Consider the following 17,454-nt stretch of genomic DNA (forward strand, 5'->3'; position numbering starts at 1 on the left):
TAAAGCTACACCTCCACTTTCTTTTCCAGTAACCAAGAAGCTGCTAGAAAAACGGCAATGAATGTTATGAAATATCCTAGTAATGTAAAAATTGATATATCTGTTCTTTCTATTGAAGCCTGAAAAAAATGCTGATTTCCTTCAAAAGTGAATGTATGGTCTACTGAAATCACACTTTTCCTTTTAAGCGCATCAATAATGGGAATTCGATTAAACCAATAGACTGCCACATTCCAGCCATTCCAAATAAGGATTAAAAGCAGCCAACGTATTTTGTTCATCCATGCGATTCTTTTCATACTGTGATAGAGAGCCCAATAGAAAAAAATCCAGCTACTAAAGTATATGGACATTCCTAAAATAACCAAACACATAAAAAATAAATCCGACTGATTGAAAGCTAACTGAAAGTCTCCTGCATTTACAATGCTGATCACTGCAACAATAAATATTAGACTTAAAGATCCTAAAGAATAGAGAAAGCCAGCAATCCATTTGGATAAAAGAAGTTTTATACTGCTATTTGGATTATGAAGCCATAATTGTGTTTTCCCCTCTATATTCAACGAAGTCAATAAAAAGGCAGGAAGAAAAAAAGGTGGGCAAAACATAAAGAAATAGCTAAAATCGCTACCAAAACAAATGATTGATAATAACCTGCAAAACCAATTGCCGTGACCATCCCTAATCCCATAATAAGAAGAATTGTATATAGAAAAGGGAGACCAAGCTTTAAATCTTTCTTCAATAGTCCATTAAAGGAATGCAAACAAATCACCTCATTGTATTAGTGTACTATCAACATAGTACACTAATGCAAAAACATTCGTCAATAGGACATTGGAGTGGTATTTCTAAACACAAATAAAAAAGGATCAACTCATCAATTATGAGTTCACCCTTTTTTACGACGTAAAGACTGTAATTATAAAATAAATAACTTATTTTTCATCTTTTACACGTGTTATTTTTATCTCTTTTAATAACTCTTTTACAACATGACTAGCCATAATTAATCCAGCTACAGAAGGTACAAATGCATTAGAAGAGGGCGGCATTTTTGCTTTACGTATTGGTGCATTATCTTTTCCTACTACTTTACGAACATCCTCACGAATGATAATGGGACTTTCATCAGAGAATACGACATTAATTCCTTTTCTAATCCCTTCTTTACGTAGTCTTGTACGAATAACTTTCGCAATCGGATCTGTGTGTGTTTTACTGATATCTGCAATTTGGAAACGGGTTGGATCCATTTTATTTGCAGCACCCATGCTTGAAATAATCGGTATATTCCTTTTTAGGCACTCTTTCATTAAATGTATTTTATACGCAATTGTATCAGAAGCATCTATCACAAAATCTAAGCCATAGTCAAAAATTTCTTCATATGTTTCTTCTGTATAGAACATTTTCAAGGCAATTACTTCACACTCAGGATTAATGTCTGCAATACGCTCTTTCATTATGTCTACTTTAGGACGGCCAACAGTGGATAACAATGCAATGACCTGCCTGTTCACATTTGTAATATCCACATCGTCTTTATCAATTAAAATTAATCTTCCTATGCCAGAGCGGGCCAAGGCTTCTGCTGAAAAAGAACCAACGCCCCCAATACCTAAAACAGCTACAGTGCTGTTTTTCATCGTGTCTAATCCTTCTTTACCAATGGCTAACTCATTTCTCGAAAATTGGTGTAACATCTGTTTTCAACTCCATTTAATTTTTCCTATAAGCTAATTATGTTTACATATTCCCTTACAGGGAACTTTCATTCTGGGAGAATAAAAATAATTACTTATGAAATATATCATAATTTTTTATCAGCTACCACTCTTCCTTTTCTTGCTTCCAAATAAGCATCAAATTTTGTTTACCATACTAGTTCATTTTACAAGGAAGTCATTGTCAACACTAAATATCCCATGAATAAAAAAAGCAGAAGAAAACATATTCTAGAATGTTTTCTTCTGCTCTTCATCATTATTTATCTAGTTTTAGTGATAAATGTAGATCTGTTAATTGGTTTTCACTTACTTCACTTGGAGCATTTGTCATGAGACAGCTTGCACTTGCCGTTTTAGGGAATGCAATTGTATCACGAAGGTTAGTACGGCCAGATAACAACATAATTAAGCGGTCTAATCCAATCGCGATCCCGCCATGTGGTGGTGTACCATATTCAAAAGCTTCTAATAAAAAGCCAAATTGAGCATGCGCTTCTTCCTTCGTAAAGCCTAGTAAGCTAAACATTTTCTCTTGGATGTCTTTTTCAAAAATACGCAGAGATCCTCCACCTAGCTCGTATCCATTTAATACAATATCATAGGCTTGTGCTTTCACTGCTTTAGGATTGCTATCAAGCAGTTCAAGATCTGCTCTTTGTGGCATCGTAAATGGATGATGAGCTGCGTAAAAACGACCTTCAGCTTCGTCATATTCAAATAATGGCCAATCAGTCACCCAAAGGAAATTAAATTTGCTTTGATCGATTAAATCTAGCTCTTTTGCTAATTTTAAACGTAGAGCTCCTAATGCATCTGCAACAACGTTCTTTTTATCGGCAACAAATAATAGAAGGTCTCCAGTTTCAATTGCTAAAGCTTGCTCTAAACCTTTTTGCTCTGTTTCTGAAATAAACTTGGAAATAGGTCCTTTTAAGCCATCTTCTTCTGCTTTTAACCAAGCAAGACCTTTTGCACCATACACTTTTACAAACTCTGTCAATGCATCAATATCTTTACGAGAATATTTTCCGCTTGCATTCTTTACATTAATTGCTTTTACTTGACCATTTGTTTCGACCGCTGAAGCAAATACCTTAAAGCTTGAATCTTTAACTATTTCAGAAAGGTCTACTAATTCCATTTCAAAACGAGTATCTGGTTTATCAGAACCGTATCTGCTCATCGCTTCATCATATGGCATTCTTGCAAAAGGTAAAGAAACATTTATTCCTTTTACTTCTTTCATGATTTTTGCCATCATTGTTTCCATCATAGCCATAATGTCTTCTTGACTCATAAAGCTTGTTTCGATATCAAGTTGCGTAAATTCTGGTTGTCGATCTGCACGTAAGTCTTCGTCACGGAAACAACGAGCAATTTGATAGTATCTTTCTACTCCACCAACCATTAACAATTGCTTAAAGATTTGCGGAGATTGTGGAAGAGCATAAAATTCACCTGGATGAACACGACTAGGAACTAAATAATCTCTTGCTCCTTCAGGCGTACTTTTCGTTAAAATTGGTGTTTCTATATCTAAGAATCCTTCACTATCAAGAAAGTCTCTCATAACTTTGGTTACTTGATGACGCATCTTTAATGTTTCAAACATAACAGGTCTTCTAACATCTAAATAACGATATTTTAAACGGACATCTTCTGCTACATCTGTTTGATCAGAAATAATAAATGGAGGAGTTTTTGCTTCATTTATTATCGAAATTTCATCCGCTATTATTTCAATTTTTCCTGTTTTAATGTTTTCATTAACTGTTCCTTCTTGACGTGCCACTACTTTTCCTTTTATATCAAGAACAAATTCGTTTCGCACTTTATCAGCAATTTCTATTGCTTCTTTATTTATCTCAGGATTAAACACTACCTGTACAATACCAGTACGGTCACGCAAATCGATGAAAATAAGTCCACCTAAGTCACGTCTTTTTTGAACCCACCCTTTTAAAACAATACTTTCTCCAATCGATTTTTCTGTTACTTCACCACAAAAATATGTTCTTCCAAACATGAAGTATCCTCCCTAATTATCTTGTATTAATAATTCTATAAAACGATTCCTTGTATTAAAAAGCTCCAAAATCTTTCAGTACACTTACAAGATTCGTTAATTCAATCTCTTTTTGTTGCCCGGTTTCTAAATGCTTTACATTAATTTTGTTATTTTGAAGCTCATCTTCTCCTATAACAACTACATATTTAGCACCAAGACGGTCAGCAGCTTTAAATTGTGCTTTTACTTTGCGATCAAGATAATCTCTTTCAGCAGAGAAACCAGCTTGTCTAAGCTCATATAATAAGCCTACCGTGTAATCCTTCGCTTCTTCCCCTAATGAAACTAAATAACAATCCACTTTTTTTTCAATAGGTAATTCGATTTTTTCCGCTTCAAGTGCAGCAAGTAATCTTTCTAGACTCATGGCAAAACCGATTCCCGGTGCTTCTGGTCCACCTAATTCTTCTGTTAAGCCATTGTATCTGCCTCCACCACATAAGGTAGTAATTGCCCCAAATCCTTCTGCCTCACTCATTATTTCAAAAGCTGTGTGATTGTAATAATCCAATCCTCTAACTAGGTTGGAGTCTACAACAAAAGGAATGTTTAACGCTGTTAAATATTTCTGCACTTTTTCAAAGTATGTTTTTGATTCTTCATTTAAATAATCTAAGATCGATGGAGCAGATTTCATTAATGGGTGGTCATGATCTTTTTTGCAATCTAAGATTCTCATTGGGTTTTTCTCTAATCTTGTTTGACAGTCATGACAAAATTCACCGATGCTTGGTTTAAAATGTGCAATTAATGCTTCACGATGAGCTTGTCTGCTTTCTTTATCTCCTAAGCTATTTACAACCACTTTCAACTTAGATAGTCCCATTGTTTGATAAACAGAATAAGCAAGTGCGATTACTTCTGCATCAATAGCTGGATCTTTACTCCCTATTGCTTCCACACCAAATTGAACAAATTGACGAAAACGACCAGCCTGTGGTCTTTCATAACGGAACATTTGTCCTAAATAAAAGAGCTTAATTGGCTGAGCAGCATAACCATGCATTTTGTTCTCTACGAATGAACGAACAACCGCTGCTGTTCCTTCTGGTCTTAATGTTAGGCTTCTTTTTCCTCGATCTTCAAAAGTATACATTTCCTTTGTCACGATATCCGTCGTATCTCCAACACTTCGTAGAAATAACTCTGTATGTTCAAATATAGGTGTGCGGATTTCACTATATTGATATCGTTCACAAAGTTCCTTCATTTTCTGTTCAACATATTGCCACTTTTCTACTGTTCCAGGCAATATATCTTGGGTTCCTCTTGGAATATTAATTTGCATTTTTATGTATCCTCCCTAATATTAGAAAGCACCGGCTATTCGTGCTTTTTCCGTAATAGTTTGTACAAAAAAAATCTCGTCCCTTGCATCCATCTGAATACAAGGGACGAGATTCTTCCCGTGGTACCACCCTAATTGAAGATTATCATAAATCTTCCACTTTGCAGTTAACGCCTGCTCACGTTTCTACCTACTAATGAAGCAATATTTTCAGAAGAAAGCCTCCCAGAGTGTTCTTTCTCTAAGTCATCATGTAGAAATGCTTGCAGCCTTATGGACATTTCCTCTCTGTTCATGTGTCTCTTAGATACTTTTCTCGATCAATAGCTTTACTTGATTATTTATTATTATCTAATTAATAATAAATAGGAACGATTATATTGTCAATAGGCTATAAAGTGAAACTTCCATCAAGGGGATTTTTCTTCATTCAACAATGATAGTTAGTTGAACTATTCGGACCTTTTAGACAGTTAATCTCCAACCTATTTTCTTCGAATTCTCTTAAGCTTACGTCCAGAGTCTTACTTTCCGTTGAGAGTGGGCCAAAAATGATTTCCCTGTTCTTTTATGATTTCCCTAATTGTTTTTTTAGTTTTTTTACTTCTCCTAATGATAAACCAAATTCAGAAGCAAGTTCCACAGCATTGGAATTTCCTTCTCTTTGAATAAAATCGTGAAAATCTACGCCTAGTAATTTGGAATCAATTTCACCAGCTGATAAACTTTTTTCACCAAATCTCATGCAATTCACCCTTTTTTCTGTTATTTTTTTATAGTATTACCATGAGTGGCTAAAAAATATCATCCAAAAAATAGTTTCTTGTCTAAATTTGATTAGAAAAAAAGAGAATATCATAAAGGAATCTACCTTCCTAATGAAGAATTCTCTTTTATAGGCCCAAAAATACACTAGTCATCTTTAGACAATATACGGAAGGAGTGTAGCTTGTTTGAAGAATATAAGATGGATGCTATTACTTTTAGTAAGCATCTTCTTCATTCCTACATACAATCAATATGTATCAGCAGAAAATCAATCAACTGTTCAAGCTAATACAGTAGTAAATGTTAGAGATAATCCAGGGCTTGATCAAAACGTTATTGGGAAAATGGAGATAGGAAAAGCGTATCCCTTAATAAAAGAAGAAGAGGGTTGGCTGGAAATTCAATTTACTTCCTCTTTAACTGGTTGGGTAGCCGGCTATTTAGTAACCAAAAATGGAGAAAACGTAGAAGAAAAACCGATAGAAGAAGAAAAAATAACTCCCCTTTCAAACAAAGCCACGATTATAGAAAATGGTCTTCGTTTAAGAAAAGGTCCTGGTACCAATTACCAAGTTATTACATCTTTAGGAAAAGGAATCGAAGTTACCATACTTTCAACTAATGGAGAATGGTATCAAATAAAAACGGACTTAGGGTCTGGATGGGTCCATAATGATTATCTCCTGCTTAAGGATCCTCAAACTCAAGCAGATACTGGAGAACCGGAAAAACCTAAACAGCAAATTGCGACTGTTACAGAAGATCAGATCAATCTTCGGAGTAATCCATCTACAAGTGCTGAAATCATTGGTAAAATTAGCATAGGCACTGTAATTACTATAATAGAAGAAGAATCTAATTGGGCAAAAATCCAATATTCTGGTAATATCGGCTGGGTTCACAAAGATTTACTAAAGAATAGTGATCTCGAAAGCAGAAAAGGAAAAAAAACAGATAAGACAATCAAACTTGTATACGACAGAACAAACATCAGAAGTGATGCAACAGTCAATTCAAAGGTCTTACTTGTTGCCAATAATGGAGAAACATTTCAAGCAGTAGAAATAATCGATGATTGGTATAAAATTAAACTTTCAGATGGAGAATTTGGATATATTGCCGAATGGATTGTAGAAGAAACAGACCCTTTAGATCAGCAAATTGCAAGTGCTACAAATTCAGCTGATTTAAAAGGAAAAACGATCGTAATAGATCCAGGTCATGGTGGAAAGGATAGCGGTACAATCGGAGTAATTGGTACACTAGAAAAGGATTTAAATCTTCGTACTGCCCAATTACTTGCTAGCAAACTAAAAACTGCAGGTGCAAAAGTAATTCTTACTAGATCTAACGATATATTCATTCCACTGCAAAATCGAGTGGATATCAGCCATTTCTATCATGCAGATGCTTTTATCAGTCTTCATTATGATAGTATAAATGATAGCTCTGTAAATGGCGTCACAAGCTATTACTATACAGCAAATCAAAAAAAACTAGCTACTAGCTTACATAAAAGTATCATTGAAGCAACCGATCGAAAAGACAGAGGTGTTAGACAAAATACGTTTGTTGTACTCAAGGAAAATAGACAAGCTGCATCTCTTTTAGAATTAGGCTATCTAAGTAATCCTGCTGAAGAACAAACACTGCTTTCAAGTAAATATCAAGAGACCATTACTACAGCTATTTATCATGGTTTAGAGAATTATTTTAGCTATTAAAGTTCTCCAAATTACTAGTTAGTTAAAATTATGCAAATATAATGATTTGTGAGTTGCATATCCCGCAGCCTGAATAAACATTGCTTCCGACGGGGCTACGTTTTTCGCCTCCTTAGGCATCGCTAATCCCCGCCATAAGTCTACATGTATTTAGGCTGCTCCATATTTCTAATCAGTTCTAAACAAAAAAGTTCTTTCACAGAATATTATCTGTTGAAAGAACTTTTTTATGATTTTTTATCTTTAAGCTTATTTTATTTGCTATCTAGAATAAGAGTTACTGGTCCATCGTTAATTAAATGGACATCCATCATGGCACCAAAGATGCCCGTTTCAACCGTTAAGCCTTGATCACGTAAAAGAATATTAAATTGATCATATAGTTCTTTTGCCTGATCTGGTTTTGCTGCATTCATAAAGTTTGGTCTTCTTCCTTTACGGGTATCTCCGTAAAGGGTAAACTGAGAAATCGAAAGAATTGCTCCTCCACTATCCAAAATGCTTTGATTCATCTTCCCATTCTCATCTTCAAACACGCGAAGGTGAGCAATTTTTTCTGCAAGGTATTTGACATCCTCTAGCTTGTCACTATGGGTAATGCCTACTAGGAGAACAAAACCTTTCTCAATCGACCCCACTGCTTTTCCGTCCACTTCTACTTTTGCTTCTTTTGATCTTTGTAATACGACACGCACATTAATACTCCTTAGTTCATTATTCTTCGCACAGAATAGACATCTGGAATTTGCTTAATTCGATCTACAACTTTATGAAGGTGATTTACATTTAAAATCATAATACTCATGTTAATTGTCGCGACTTTATTCCGATCAGACTTACCAGATACTGCTGAGATATTAGTTTTCGATTCATTTACTGCTTGTAGAACCTCATTTAATAAACCTCTTCTGTCATAGCCACTTATTTCAATTTCAACATTATATTCTTTACGATTATTTAAATTCGTTTCCCATTCAACAGGAATTAGTCGAGCTTTTGCATCGTCTGTATCAATATTAGTACAATCTGCACGATGGACAGAAACTCCTCTTCCTTTTGTGATAAATCCGACTATTTCATCACCTGGAACTGGATTACAACAGCGGGATAAACGGATGAGTAAATTATCAATTCCAGTTACTCGAACACCTGAAGCACTTTTTTTATTATTAGGAAAGGATTTTAATTCAGCAACAGCATTTGTTATGGTAGATACTTGTTCTGCATCTCTTTTCTTACGCCATTTTTCTGTTAATCGATTTGCTACTTGAAGTGCAGTTATTCCGTTATAACCAACAGCTGCATACATATCCTCTTCTGTCATAAAATTAAATTTCTCAATCACAGCCTTCACATTATCCGGAGTAAGAATTTCTTTGATATCAAATTCCATATTGCGAATTTCTTTTTCAACTAATTCTTGGCCTTTTTCGATATTCTCTTCTCGGCGCTGCTTTTTGAAAAATTGTCTAATTTTATTTTTTGCTTGAGAGGTTTGTGCTATCTTTAACCAATCTTGACTTGGTCCGTAAGAATGTTTACTCGTATGGATTTCAATAATATCGCCTGTTTTTAATTTATAATCAAGGGTTACCATCTTGCCATTTACTTTAGCTCCAATGGTTTTATTCCCTATCTCTGAATGAACGCGGTAAGCAAAGTCAATTGGTACAGAGCCTGAAGGTAACTCAAACACATCTCCTTTTGGTGTAAAAACAAAAACCATATCGGAAAATAAATCAATTTTCAGACTTTCCATAAACTCTTCCGCATTGACGATATCATCTTGGAATTCAAGTATTTCTCTAAACCAAGTTAATTTTTCTTCTAGTGAGGATCCTTCATTTACTGATTTCCCCTCTTTGTATGCCCAATGTGCTGCAATCCCATATTCAGCAATCCGATGCATGTCTTGGGTACGAATTTGCACTTCTAAAGGATCACCCTTCGGTCCAATTACAGTTGTGTGTAAAGATTGATACATATTAGCCTTTGGCATGGCAATATAATCTTTAAAGCGCCCTGGCATTGGCTTCCATCTAGTATGAATAATTCCTAATATCGCATAGCAATCTTTAATACTATTTACGACAATTCTTACTGCTAGCAAATCGTATATCTCATTAAATTGTTTGTTCTGTAAAACCATTTTGCGGTAAATGCTATAGATATGCTTCGGTCTTCCTGAAATATCTGCCTGTATATTTACTTCTGCTGTTCCTTCACGAATTTCAGTAACTACCTCATCTAAGTATTGTTCTCTTTCTGCTCTTTTCTTCTTCATTAAGTTAACAATACGATAATATTGCTGTGGATTCATATAGCGTAATGCTGTATCCTCTAGTTCCCATTTAATTGTGGAGATTCCAAGACGATGAGCTAGTGGGGCAAAAATTTCTAATGTTTCATTAGAAATACGACGCTGTTTTTCTGCAGGTAAATGCTTCAATGTTCTCATGTTATGGAGCCTATCTGCAAGTTTAATTAAAATAACACGAATATCTTGTGCCATTGCAACAAACATTTTGCGATGATTCTCTGCTTGCTGTTCTTCATGCGATTTATATTTAATTTTCCCGAGCTTCGTTACACCGTCAACGAGCATGGCCACTTCACTGTTAAATGCTTTACTTATATCTTCTAAAGTAATTTCCGTATCTTCAACAACGTCATGGAGAAAACCTGCTGCTACAGTTGCTGGATCCATTTCTAAATCAGCCAAAATACCTGCTACTTGGATTGGATGAATAATATATGGTTCCCCAGATTTCCTATATTGTTCACGATGAGCCTCTCTTGCATAGTCATAGGCTTTTTCAATAAAAGCTACGTGCTCTCCGTTTAAATATCCTCTAGTCTTATCGATGACTTGTTCGGCGGTTAATACTTGATCATTCGCCATGTAATCACCTTTCATATCACGATTATATTATTTAAATGTATCATATTTTAGACATTCTTTCTATCCTACTACTTTTATGCGAAATTACAAAAAAGAATAAAATTTATTTTAGAATGATTATTACTATTATCGAAAAAAAAACGAAGAATGTAAAGGGATTGGAAGGAAATTTTATGGAGAATCATAGAAAAATGTCGAATAAAGGCGATTTTTATAAAAATTCATGAATTTATTTCCTTATTTCCCATTTAAAATAAAAAAGAGCGCTCTTTATAAACGCTCTTTCAGACTGTAGACAAACCCCTAATTATTTAAAATAGAAGTTTGTATATAGCATATTTATTAGTCCCTTTGAAGAGGGATGTTACTTTCCGCTCCAGGGGTTCGCTTTCCGTGGGGCTCGCGCTGAGCCGCGGTCTGCCTTTGGCCTGCAGGGTCTCACCCCTTCCACTCCAAGCAACCCATAAAAATTCCATTTAACTTTTTAAAAATCTTTTTGTCTACATACTGAAAGAGCGCTCATTATAAGCGCTCTTTGTTTAAAATTTTTCAAGCTGAAAAAATATATATATTAATATTCCATTAATGTTAATATATCATATCCATCTAAATTTTTACGTCCTTCAAGATAAGATAATTCAATTAAGAATGCGATACCTGCAACAACTCCACCAAGCTCTTCTACTAATTTAATTGTTGCCTCAATTGTGCCGCCAGTCGCTAATAAATCATCTGTAATTAACACACGTTGACCTGGTTTAATTGCATCCTTATGGATTGTTAATACGTCTTTTCCATACTCTAATCCATATTCTACTTTAATTGTTTCTCTAGGTAATTTCCCTTCTTTACGAACTGGAGCAAAACCTACTCCTAGAGAATAAGCAACAGGACAGCCAATGATAAAGCCTCTTGCTTCTGGTCCTACAACAAGATCAATTTCCTTTTCTTTTGCATACGCTACTATTTGATCTGTTGCATATCTATATGCTTCTCCATTATCCATTAATGTTGTAATATCCTTGAATCTGATCCCTTCTTTTGGCCAATCTTCAACGATGGTAACATATTGTTTTAAATCCATTCTTTTACTGCCTCCTCATTATTAACGGATTTCTTTAGAATAAGATCAAACCAATTTTTAAGTTGCTCATAAGATGAATAAATCAATTCATTTTCTAGCTCAAATTGCGCCTGCTTTTGTTGAAAAGAGATAGACTCTGATAAATCTCTTTTCGGTACATTCTTATTCAATGAAATAAATCCATCCTTCATTGTAACAAAATTCAATTCAAAAAACACCTTTGACATAAAATCTACCGTTTCTTTACTCCAACCTTTTCTTCTAGCTAGCTCTCCACCGAATTTTCCGAGGTGAAACGTCCCCTGTTTCGCTAAAAAGGCATAGAACCATTTAAAATGGTCTCGAGTTGGCATCGTACTAAAAAAGTCACTTTGTTGTTTATAAAAAACAGCATAGATTCTTTCAGGTTGATTGTTCGCTAACAACGTTTTTAACATATCTATATTTGGCGGATAATCTGCTAATACTATAGCATTATCGACTGACTCAAAAAAAGCTGCTTGTTCTATCGTTTCCATTACCTGATAGGAGACTTGTTGATTCATATCCTTTGGAACAGAGTCTTGATGGAAGAAAATCCAATGAGCATTTTCAGGTACTACATCATATAAATGATTCATTTTCCTCAAACTTCGATAGTCAAATAGCTGCCAATGAGAAACCTCGATATCTTGAATAAAGATTTGTGTTTTTTTGCGATTATTCCATTCGTTTATCGAAAGTTCTCCCAATACAGATACTTTTGCATTTGGAGCAATATGATCACATAAGTCACCAATTCCAAACCCTATACCATCCAAATCAAATTCATTTTGCTTTAATAAAATTTTTAAATGGTTTTGATTTGAACCTATTTTCCTCATGTTCTCTACTTCTAAATCACAGAATGTCAGCTTCGGTTTCGGATTATCAACACCAAACGGAGCCAACATTTGCATATCCTCTATTGACTGAATGGAAATGTCACTTATCGAAAAACTGCCATCCACCTTTGTTAATGGCACGAGATCTTCCTCCGTTAATTGATCAAAGGCTAATTTGTTTAAGTTATTTCTTAGCACATCTACATCGTCTATTTTCAAGGACATTCCTGCTGCCATTGGATGGCCACCAAAATGGGGCAGAATATCTCTACAAGTCGATAAATTTTGATATAAATCAAATCCTTCAATACTACGAGCAGACCCTTTTGCTACACCCTTTTCATAATCAAAGCTTAATATAATCGTTGGACGGTAGAACTTCTCTACCAATCTTGAAGCAACAATTCCTACTACTCCTGGATTCCACCCTTCTTTCCCAACTATTAGAACGCGATTTTCAGCCAAGGGGTAGTTTTGTTCGACTTGTTCTATCGCTTCCTCTGTGATTTGATTTACAATGGCTTGTCTTTCCTTATTGGTTTCTTCCATTTCTAATGCAAGCTCTTTCGCAAGCTCTGGATCGTCAGTTGATAATAGCTCTACCGCAGGATCAGCACTTCCTAATCTTCCTATTGCATTAATTCGGGGGGCAAGCATAAATCCAATTGTTTCTTCGTTAATCGCATTTTTTTCTACATTCATTTGGCGGTATAATGCATTTAAACCGATATTATTTGTTTCTTGTAATGCTTTGATTCCTTTTTTCGCAAGAAGACGATTTTCCCCAGTCAAGGAGACAAGGTCAGCAATCGTTCCTATTGCTGCAAATGGCAATAAATGAAGAGGAACACTACCATATAAAGCATGGGATAGCTTAAAAGCAACACCAACCCCTGCTAGATCGCGAAACGGATATTTACTACCTTCTATTTTTGGGTGAATAATCGCTAGTGCCTCTGGTAACACTGGACCAGGTTCATGATGATCGGTAATGATTAAATCTATGTCTAATTCCTTTGCCACTTGTGCTTCATGTACTGCAGCAATACCTGTATCAACAGTAATAATTAATTGAACCCCTATGCTTTTGGCATAACGAAAAGCACCTTCATTGGGGCCATACCCTTCGGTGAATCGGTTTGGAATATAAAATTGCACATTCGCACCGAGATCTTCTAATGTTTTCATCATTACAGTCGTACTGGTTACTCCGTCGGCGTCATAATCTCCAAAAATTAAGATTGATTCATTATTAGAAATTGCTTTCTTTATTCGTTCAACCGCTATATTCATTCCTAAAAGTAAAAACGGATCATGAAATTCATTATTATCATCAAATAAAAAAGCCTTTGCTTCTTCTGTAGTATAATAACCTCTTTTTATTAAAAGTGAGGCAACTAGTGGTGCTATTTTTAATTCTTCCGCTAATTCGGAAGCTTTTTCTTTATTGGGAGCTTCTTCTTTTATCCATCTTTTTTTAGAACGTAACATTCAATCACCTCAATTTAACTATTATACAAGTTAAAAGAAGTCGTTTCAATGCAAGAAGAATGGAAAAGATAGAGGTTTCCTTTTTTGTAAATACTTTAAAAGCATATAGAATTCTCATAAAGGGAAATTTTCCATCAGTGGGGGTTTTCCTTCCTCCACCACTGATGGTTAATTGAACCATTCGGACCTTCACGGACAGTAAGAGTGGACTAAATAAAGATGTATTACTAATCATTTTACACCTTAAAAAAATGCCTGCACAGAAATTATTCGAAGGAATGAATCACAACAAACTATCTCCAAACAGGCATCTTTTTTATTTTGAATCTGTAAGAATCTTTGGATTTTCTTTTTTGCTACCATTTTTTTGTTCTAATTCTCTTTTTTCTTTCTCCAATGTTTTAATCTTGCGCTGCAATGAATAGATGCGAATAATTCCTGCAGAGCCAATAATCAACCCACCTAGTAGAACAGAAATTAGTATTACTAAAATAAGTGACCATTGTCCTTCACCAAATAGATAATTAACAGACACTGGATCTACGTTAATAACTGCAAATACCGCTACAATTAAGGCGAAAATAATTCCTAAAAGCATACTCCATTGAAACTTCATTTCTTCCCCCCCTTTTTCTATACTTTATTCATTATTCCCTAATTTCCACATTCTCACTAATATAAACAAGAAAAGCAAACACAAAGAACGTAGCTTTTTCGTGTTTCCTTACGTAAAAGAGGTAACCTGATATTTACTAGGCAGTAGGCTGCTTGTGCTAGAGGCTCCCTATTAATTTCAAATACTTATACTTTCTTCTTTTCAAAAAAAAGGCTGTTTTCGTAAAGTTTGTTGCGATTACCCGCAGCCGGAATATCACTTCATTTTCCGTGGAGCTAAGCTTAAGCCTCCTCAGATTCGCCTCCGGGGTCTCAGGCTGTTTCGCTAATCCCCGTGGCGTCCTCGTGTATTCCGGCTGCTCCGTTTTTCCAATTAATTCTTTTTTTCTATTGAAAAAACAACAATCCTTTTGAAAACAGCCAAAAAAAACTGCCTCCTCTACTAAAAGGAGACAGGCTAAAACTAACTATTTATATTATACTTGTGGTTCGTCAGAAATAGGACGTTTCTCTTTATAAGTAACTAAGACACCTTTTCTCTTTAATTCTTTCTTCTTCCATACATACCAAAGCTGGGATGCAATGAAGATAGAGGAATACGCTCCACCAATTAAACCGATAAGTAACGCTAATGAGAAGTTTGTAATTGCACTGCTACCAAATATTAATAGAGCAACAACACAAATTACAACTGTTACTACAGTATTTATTGAGCGTGCAAGAGTCTGTCTAATACTTGTATTGATAATATCTTTAATCTCTTGTGGTGTTTTTATACGCTTTTTCTTCGCTAGATTTTCTCTAATACGATCAAAAGTAACAATCGTATCATTAATCGAATAACCTACTATCGTTAACACCGCTGCAATAAAGGTAATATCTACTTCTAATCGTGTGAGACTGAAAATTACTATAATAAAGAACGCATCATGAAGTAGCGCTAACACTGCAGCAAGTCCCATATATAATTCAAAACGAATCGCTACATAAATAATAATCCCAATAGAAGCGAATATTATCGCATAAAATGCATTTTTAGCTAATTCTTTACCAACAGTTGGTGATACACTGCTTACGCTCGGATCATGCCCATACGTATTTTTAAACTCTGATTTTATCGTATTAATTTTCTCTTGACTCAAATCCCCTTTAATACGAATAGCGGCAATCTCTTGCTTTTCACCTGAAATAATAATATCGTCCGCTTTTACATCCAGCTTGTCCAATTGGTCTTCAATTTCAGCAGTTGTTAATGCCTTATCTGCCATGACTTCTATGCGTGATCCACTTGCAAAATCAATTCCAAGGTTAAGCTTGAATATAAACATAATTACAATCCCTGCAACAATTAAAATACCAGAAATTGCAAAAAACACATTTTTATATTTCACAAAATCAAGCCGGTCAAATTTAGTTGGCAATGTCAACGTATCATAATTCTCGCTATTATGTTTTACATCTTTTCGATTGACTCCAAACCACGTAATTTTTTTATCAAACAATTTACTTTTAACTAGTAAACCAAGTAATAATCTAGAACCATAAACGGCAGTAATAAAACTAACTAATATACTGACAATTAAGAGGGTGGCAAATCCTTTTACGGAACTTGTACCATAAACAAACAATACAATGGAAGCTATGATTGTAGTTAAGTTTGCATCAAGAATGGTTCCGATAGAATTTTTATTACCCGCCTGAAATGCAGCGCGTAGCGACTTTCCTACTCTCAATTCATCCTTTATTCTTTCATAAGTAATGATATTAGCATCCACAGCCATCCCAACACCAAGAATAAGTGCTGCAATTCCTGGAAGGGTTAATACACCATTCATTAAATCAAGAACGAGCAGATTTAAATAAACATAAATAGACAATGTAATGACAGCTACTAATCCAGGCAAGCGGTAATAGAGGAGCATAAATAAAAATACTAGTCCTACACCAATTATACCAGCATATACAGTATCCTTTAATGCTTGATCCCCGAACTGGGCACCAACACTAGTTGAATATTCTTCAGTCAATTTAACCGGTAATGCACCAGCATTTAATAATTCTGCTAACCTTGTCGCCTCATCAACTGTAAAATTACCAGTTATAGAAACAGTATCGGAGTTAATTACTTCACTTACCATTGGAGCTGATAAGAATTTTGGTTCTTCCTTCGTAGCTTCTGCACTGTAGGAATCTCCTTCTTCAAAATCTAGCCAAATTACCAATGGACTTCCTAAAACAGATTGCGTTACTTCTTTAAACTTATTTGCATCTTTTAATTTTAAAGAAACACTAGGTTTCCCATACTGATCAAATTCTTGGCTAGCTCCACCTTGAACTAAATCAGAGCCATCAAGTAATTTCTTGTCTTGAATATCTCTAAATGTTAAGTTCGCTTCTGTTGAAAGCATTTCTCTTGCTTCATTTTGGTCGGTAATACCAGCAAGCTGAACTCTTATTCTGTCTTTTCCTTCAATTTGAATAACCGGTTCGCTTACTCCTAAAACGTTAATTCTTTTATCTAACGCTTGAGCAGTACTTTTTAATGCCGATTCATCAATTGTTCCTTTTCCCTTTTCCAGTGGTTCTACTTTATAAAGAACTTCAAACCCACCTTGCAGGTCTAACCCTAGCTTAATGTCACCTAATATTTTATTTGTTGTACCTCCCATTAATCCTGCCGCCAAGACAATGATTAAGAAAAAGGCAACAATTCTACTGCGTTTAACCATTATGTATTAATCCTCCTCATGAAATACAAAGCAGAAACTTCCCCAAATAGGCTTACTGACCCTATTCATTAATAGTTTGTCCCAAAATTATGTCATCTTTAATATGAACCTTTTAATTAGGTGCTATTCTATTTTCGCCGCTCACTTCTTTCAAGTAACTTCTATTAGCAAGTTCTTCTCTTATTAGAA

At 34.9% G+C, this 17,454-nt stretch carries 13 protein-coding genes and 1 other annotated feature; of the genes, 1 reads left to right on the forward strand and 12 read right to left on the reverse strand.

Features of this window, described 5'->3' with window-relative positions; genetic code table 11:
- Nucleotides 1–5: 5 nt before the first annotated feature.
- The 6 genes from NST60_RS23600 to NST60_RS23625 all read right to left on the reverse strand — a co-directional run bounded on the left by NST60_RS23600 (nucleotide 6) and on the right by NST60_RS23625 (nucleotide 5,834).
- Nucleotides 6–281 (reverse strand): hypothetical protein, encoded by a 276-nt coding sequence (locus NST60_RS23600; RefSeq protein WP_341100501.1) that lies wholly within the window; start codon nucleotides 279–281, stop codon nucleotides 6–8.
- A 290-nt stretch (nucleotides 282–571) separates the two neighbouring features.
- Nucleotides 572–769: a hypothetical protein gene (locus NST60_RS23605; protein WP_254415451.1), complete on the reverse strand. Its 198-nt coding sequence runs from the start codon at nucleotides 767–769 to the stop codon at nucleotides 572–574.
- 172 nt (nucleotides 770–941) lie between these two features.
- Nucleotides 942–1,709, reverse strand: coding sequence for a tRNA threonylcarbamoyladenosine dehydratase (locus tag NST60_RS23610; protein ID WP_016201661.1), 768 nt, complete (start codon nucleotides 1,707–1,709; stop codon nucleotides 942–944).
- A 280-nt stretch (nucleotides 1,710–1,989) separates the two neighbouring features.
- Nucleotides 1,990–3,759, reverse strand: a complete 1,770-nt coding sequence (gene aspS / locus NST60_RS23615) for an aspartate--tRNA ligase (protein WP_224428362.1) — start codon at nucleotides 3,757–3,759, stop codon at nucleotides 1,990–1,992.
- Nucleotides 3,760–3,814: 55 nt separating this feature from the next.
- Entirely contained in the window at nucleotides 3,815–5,089 is a 1,275-nt protein-coding gene (gene hisS / locus NST60_RS23620; RefSeq protein ID WP_016201663.1) for a histidine--tRNA ligase, read from the reverse strand.
- 99 nt (nucleotides 5,090–5,188) lie between these two features.
- Nucleotides 5,189–5,422 (reverse strand) — a binding site (T-box leader).
- A 235-nt stretch (nucleotides 5,423–5,657) separates the two neighbouring features.
- Nucleotides 5,658–5,834, reverse strand: coding sequence for a hypothetical protein (locus tag NST60_RS23625; protein ID WP_016201664.1), 177 nt, complete (start codon nucleotides 5,832–5,834; stop codon nucleotides 5,658–5,660).
- Between the two features lie 208 nt (nucleotides 5,835–6,042).
- Here NST60_RS23625 and NST60_RS23630 point away from each other — a divergent pair, with 208 nt between their 5' ends.
- Nucleotides 6,043–7,581, forward strand: a complete 1,539-nt coding sequence (locus NST60_RS23630) for an N-acetylmuramoyl-L-alanine amidase (RefSeq protein ID WP_341100509.1) — start codon at nucleotides 6,043–6,045, stop codon at nucleotides 7,579–7,581.
- 254 nt (nucleotides 7,582–7,835) lie between these two features.
- Here the strand turns inward: NST60_RS23630 and dtd are convergent, their stop codons facing one another.
- The 6 genes from dtd to secDF form a co-directional block, all read right to left on the reverse strand.
- Entirely contained in the window at nucleotides 7,836–8,276 is a 441-nt protein-coding gene (gene dtd / locus NST60_RS23635) for a D-aminoacyl-tRNA deacylase (RefSeq protein ID WP_341100512.1), read from the reverse strand.
- Between the two features lie 11 nt (nucleotides 8,277–8,287).
- Nucleotides 8,288–10,483, reverse strand: coding sequence for a RelA/SpoT family protein (locus NST60_RS23640; RefSeq protein ID WP_016201668.1), 2,196 nt, complete (start codon nucleotides 10,481–10,483; stop codon nucleotides 8,288–8,290).
- Between the two features lie 571 nt (nucleotides 10,484–11,054).
- Complete coding sequence (locus NST60_RS23645) at nucleotides 11,055–11,567, reverse strand: adenine phosphoribosyltransferase (RefSeq protein WP_016201669.1); 513 nt, start codon at nucleotides 11,565–11,567, stop codon at nucleotides 11,055–11,057.
- Nucleotides 11,558–13,921: a single-stranded-DNA-specific exonuclease RecJ gene (gene recJ / locus NST60_RS23650; RefSeq protein WP_224428360.1), complete on the reverse strand. Its 2,364-nt coding sequence runs from the start codon at nucleotides 13,919–13,921 to the stop codon at nucleotides 11,558–11,560. The genes NST60_RS23645 and recJ overlap by 10 nt, the downstream gene beginning before the upstream one ends.
- Nucleotides 13,922–14,237: 316 nt before the next feature.
- Nucleotides 14,238–14,537 (reverse strand): LapA family protein, encoded by a 300-nt coding sequence (locus tag NST60_RS23655; RefSeq protein ID WP_341100517.1) that lies wholly within the window; start codon nucleotides 14,535–14,537, stop codon nucleotides 14,238–14,240.
- Between the two features lie 475 nt (nucleotides 14,538–15,012).
- Nucleotides 15,013–17,265, reverse strand: a complete 2,253-nt coding sequence (gene secDF, locus NST60_RS23660; protein ID WP_341100519.1) for a protein translocase subunit SecDF — start codon at nucleotides 17,263–17,265, stop codon at nucleotides 15,013–15,015.
- Nucleotides 17,266–17,454: the final 189 nt, after the last annotated feature.

This window comes from Niallia sp. FSL W8-1348 (assembly GCF_038006745.1).
GTDB lineage: Bacteria > Bacillota > Bacilli > Bacillales > Cytobacillaceae > Niallia > Niallia alba.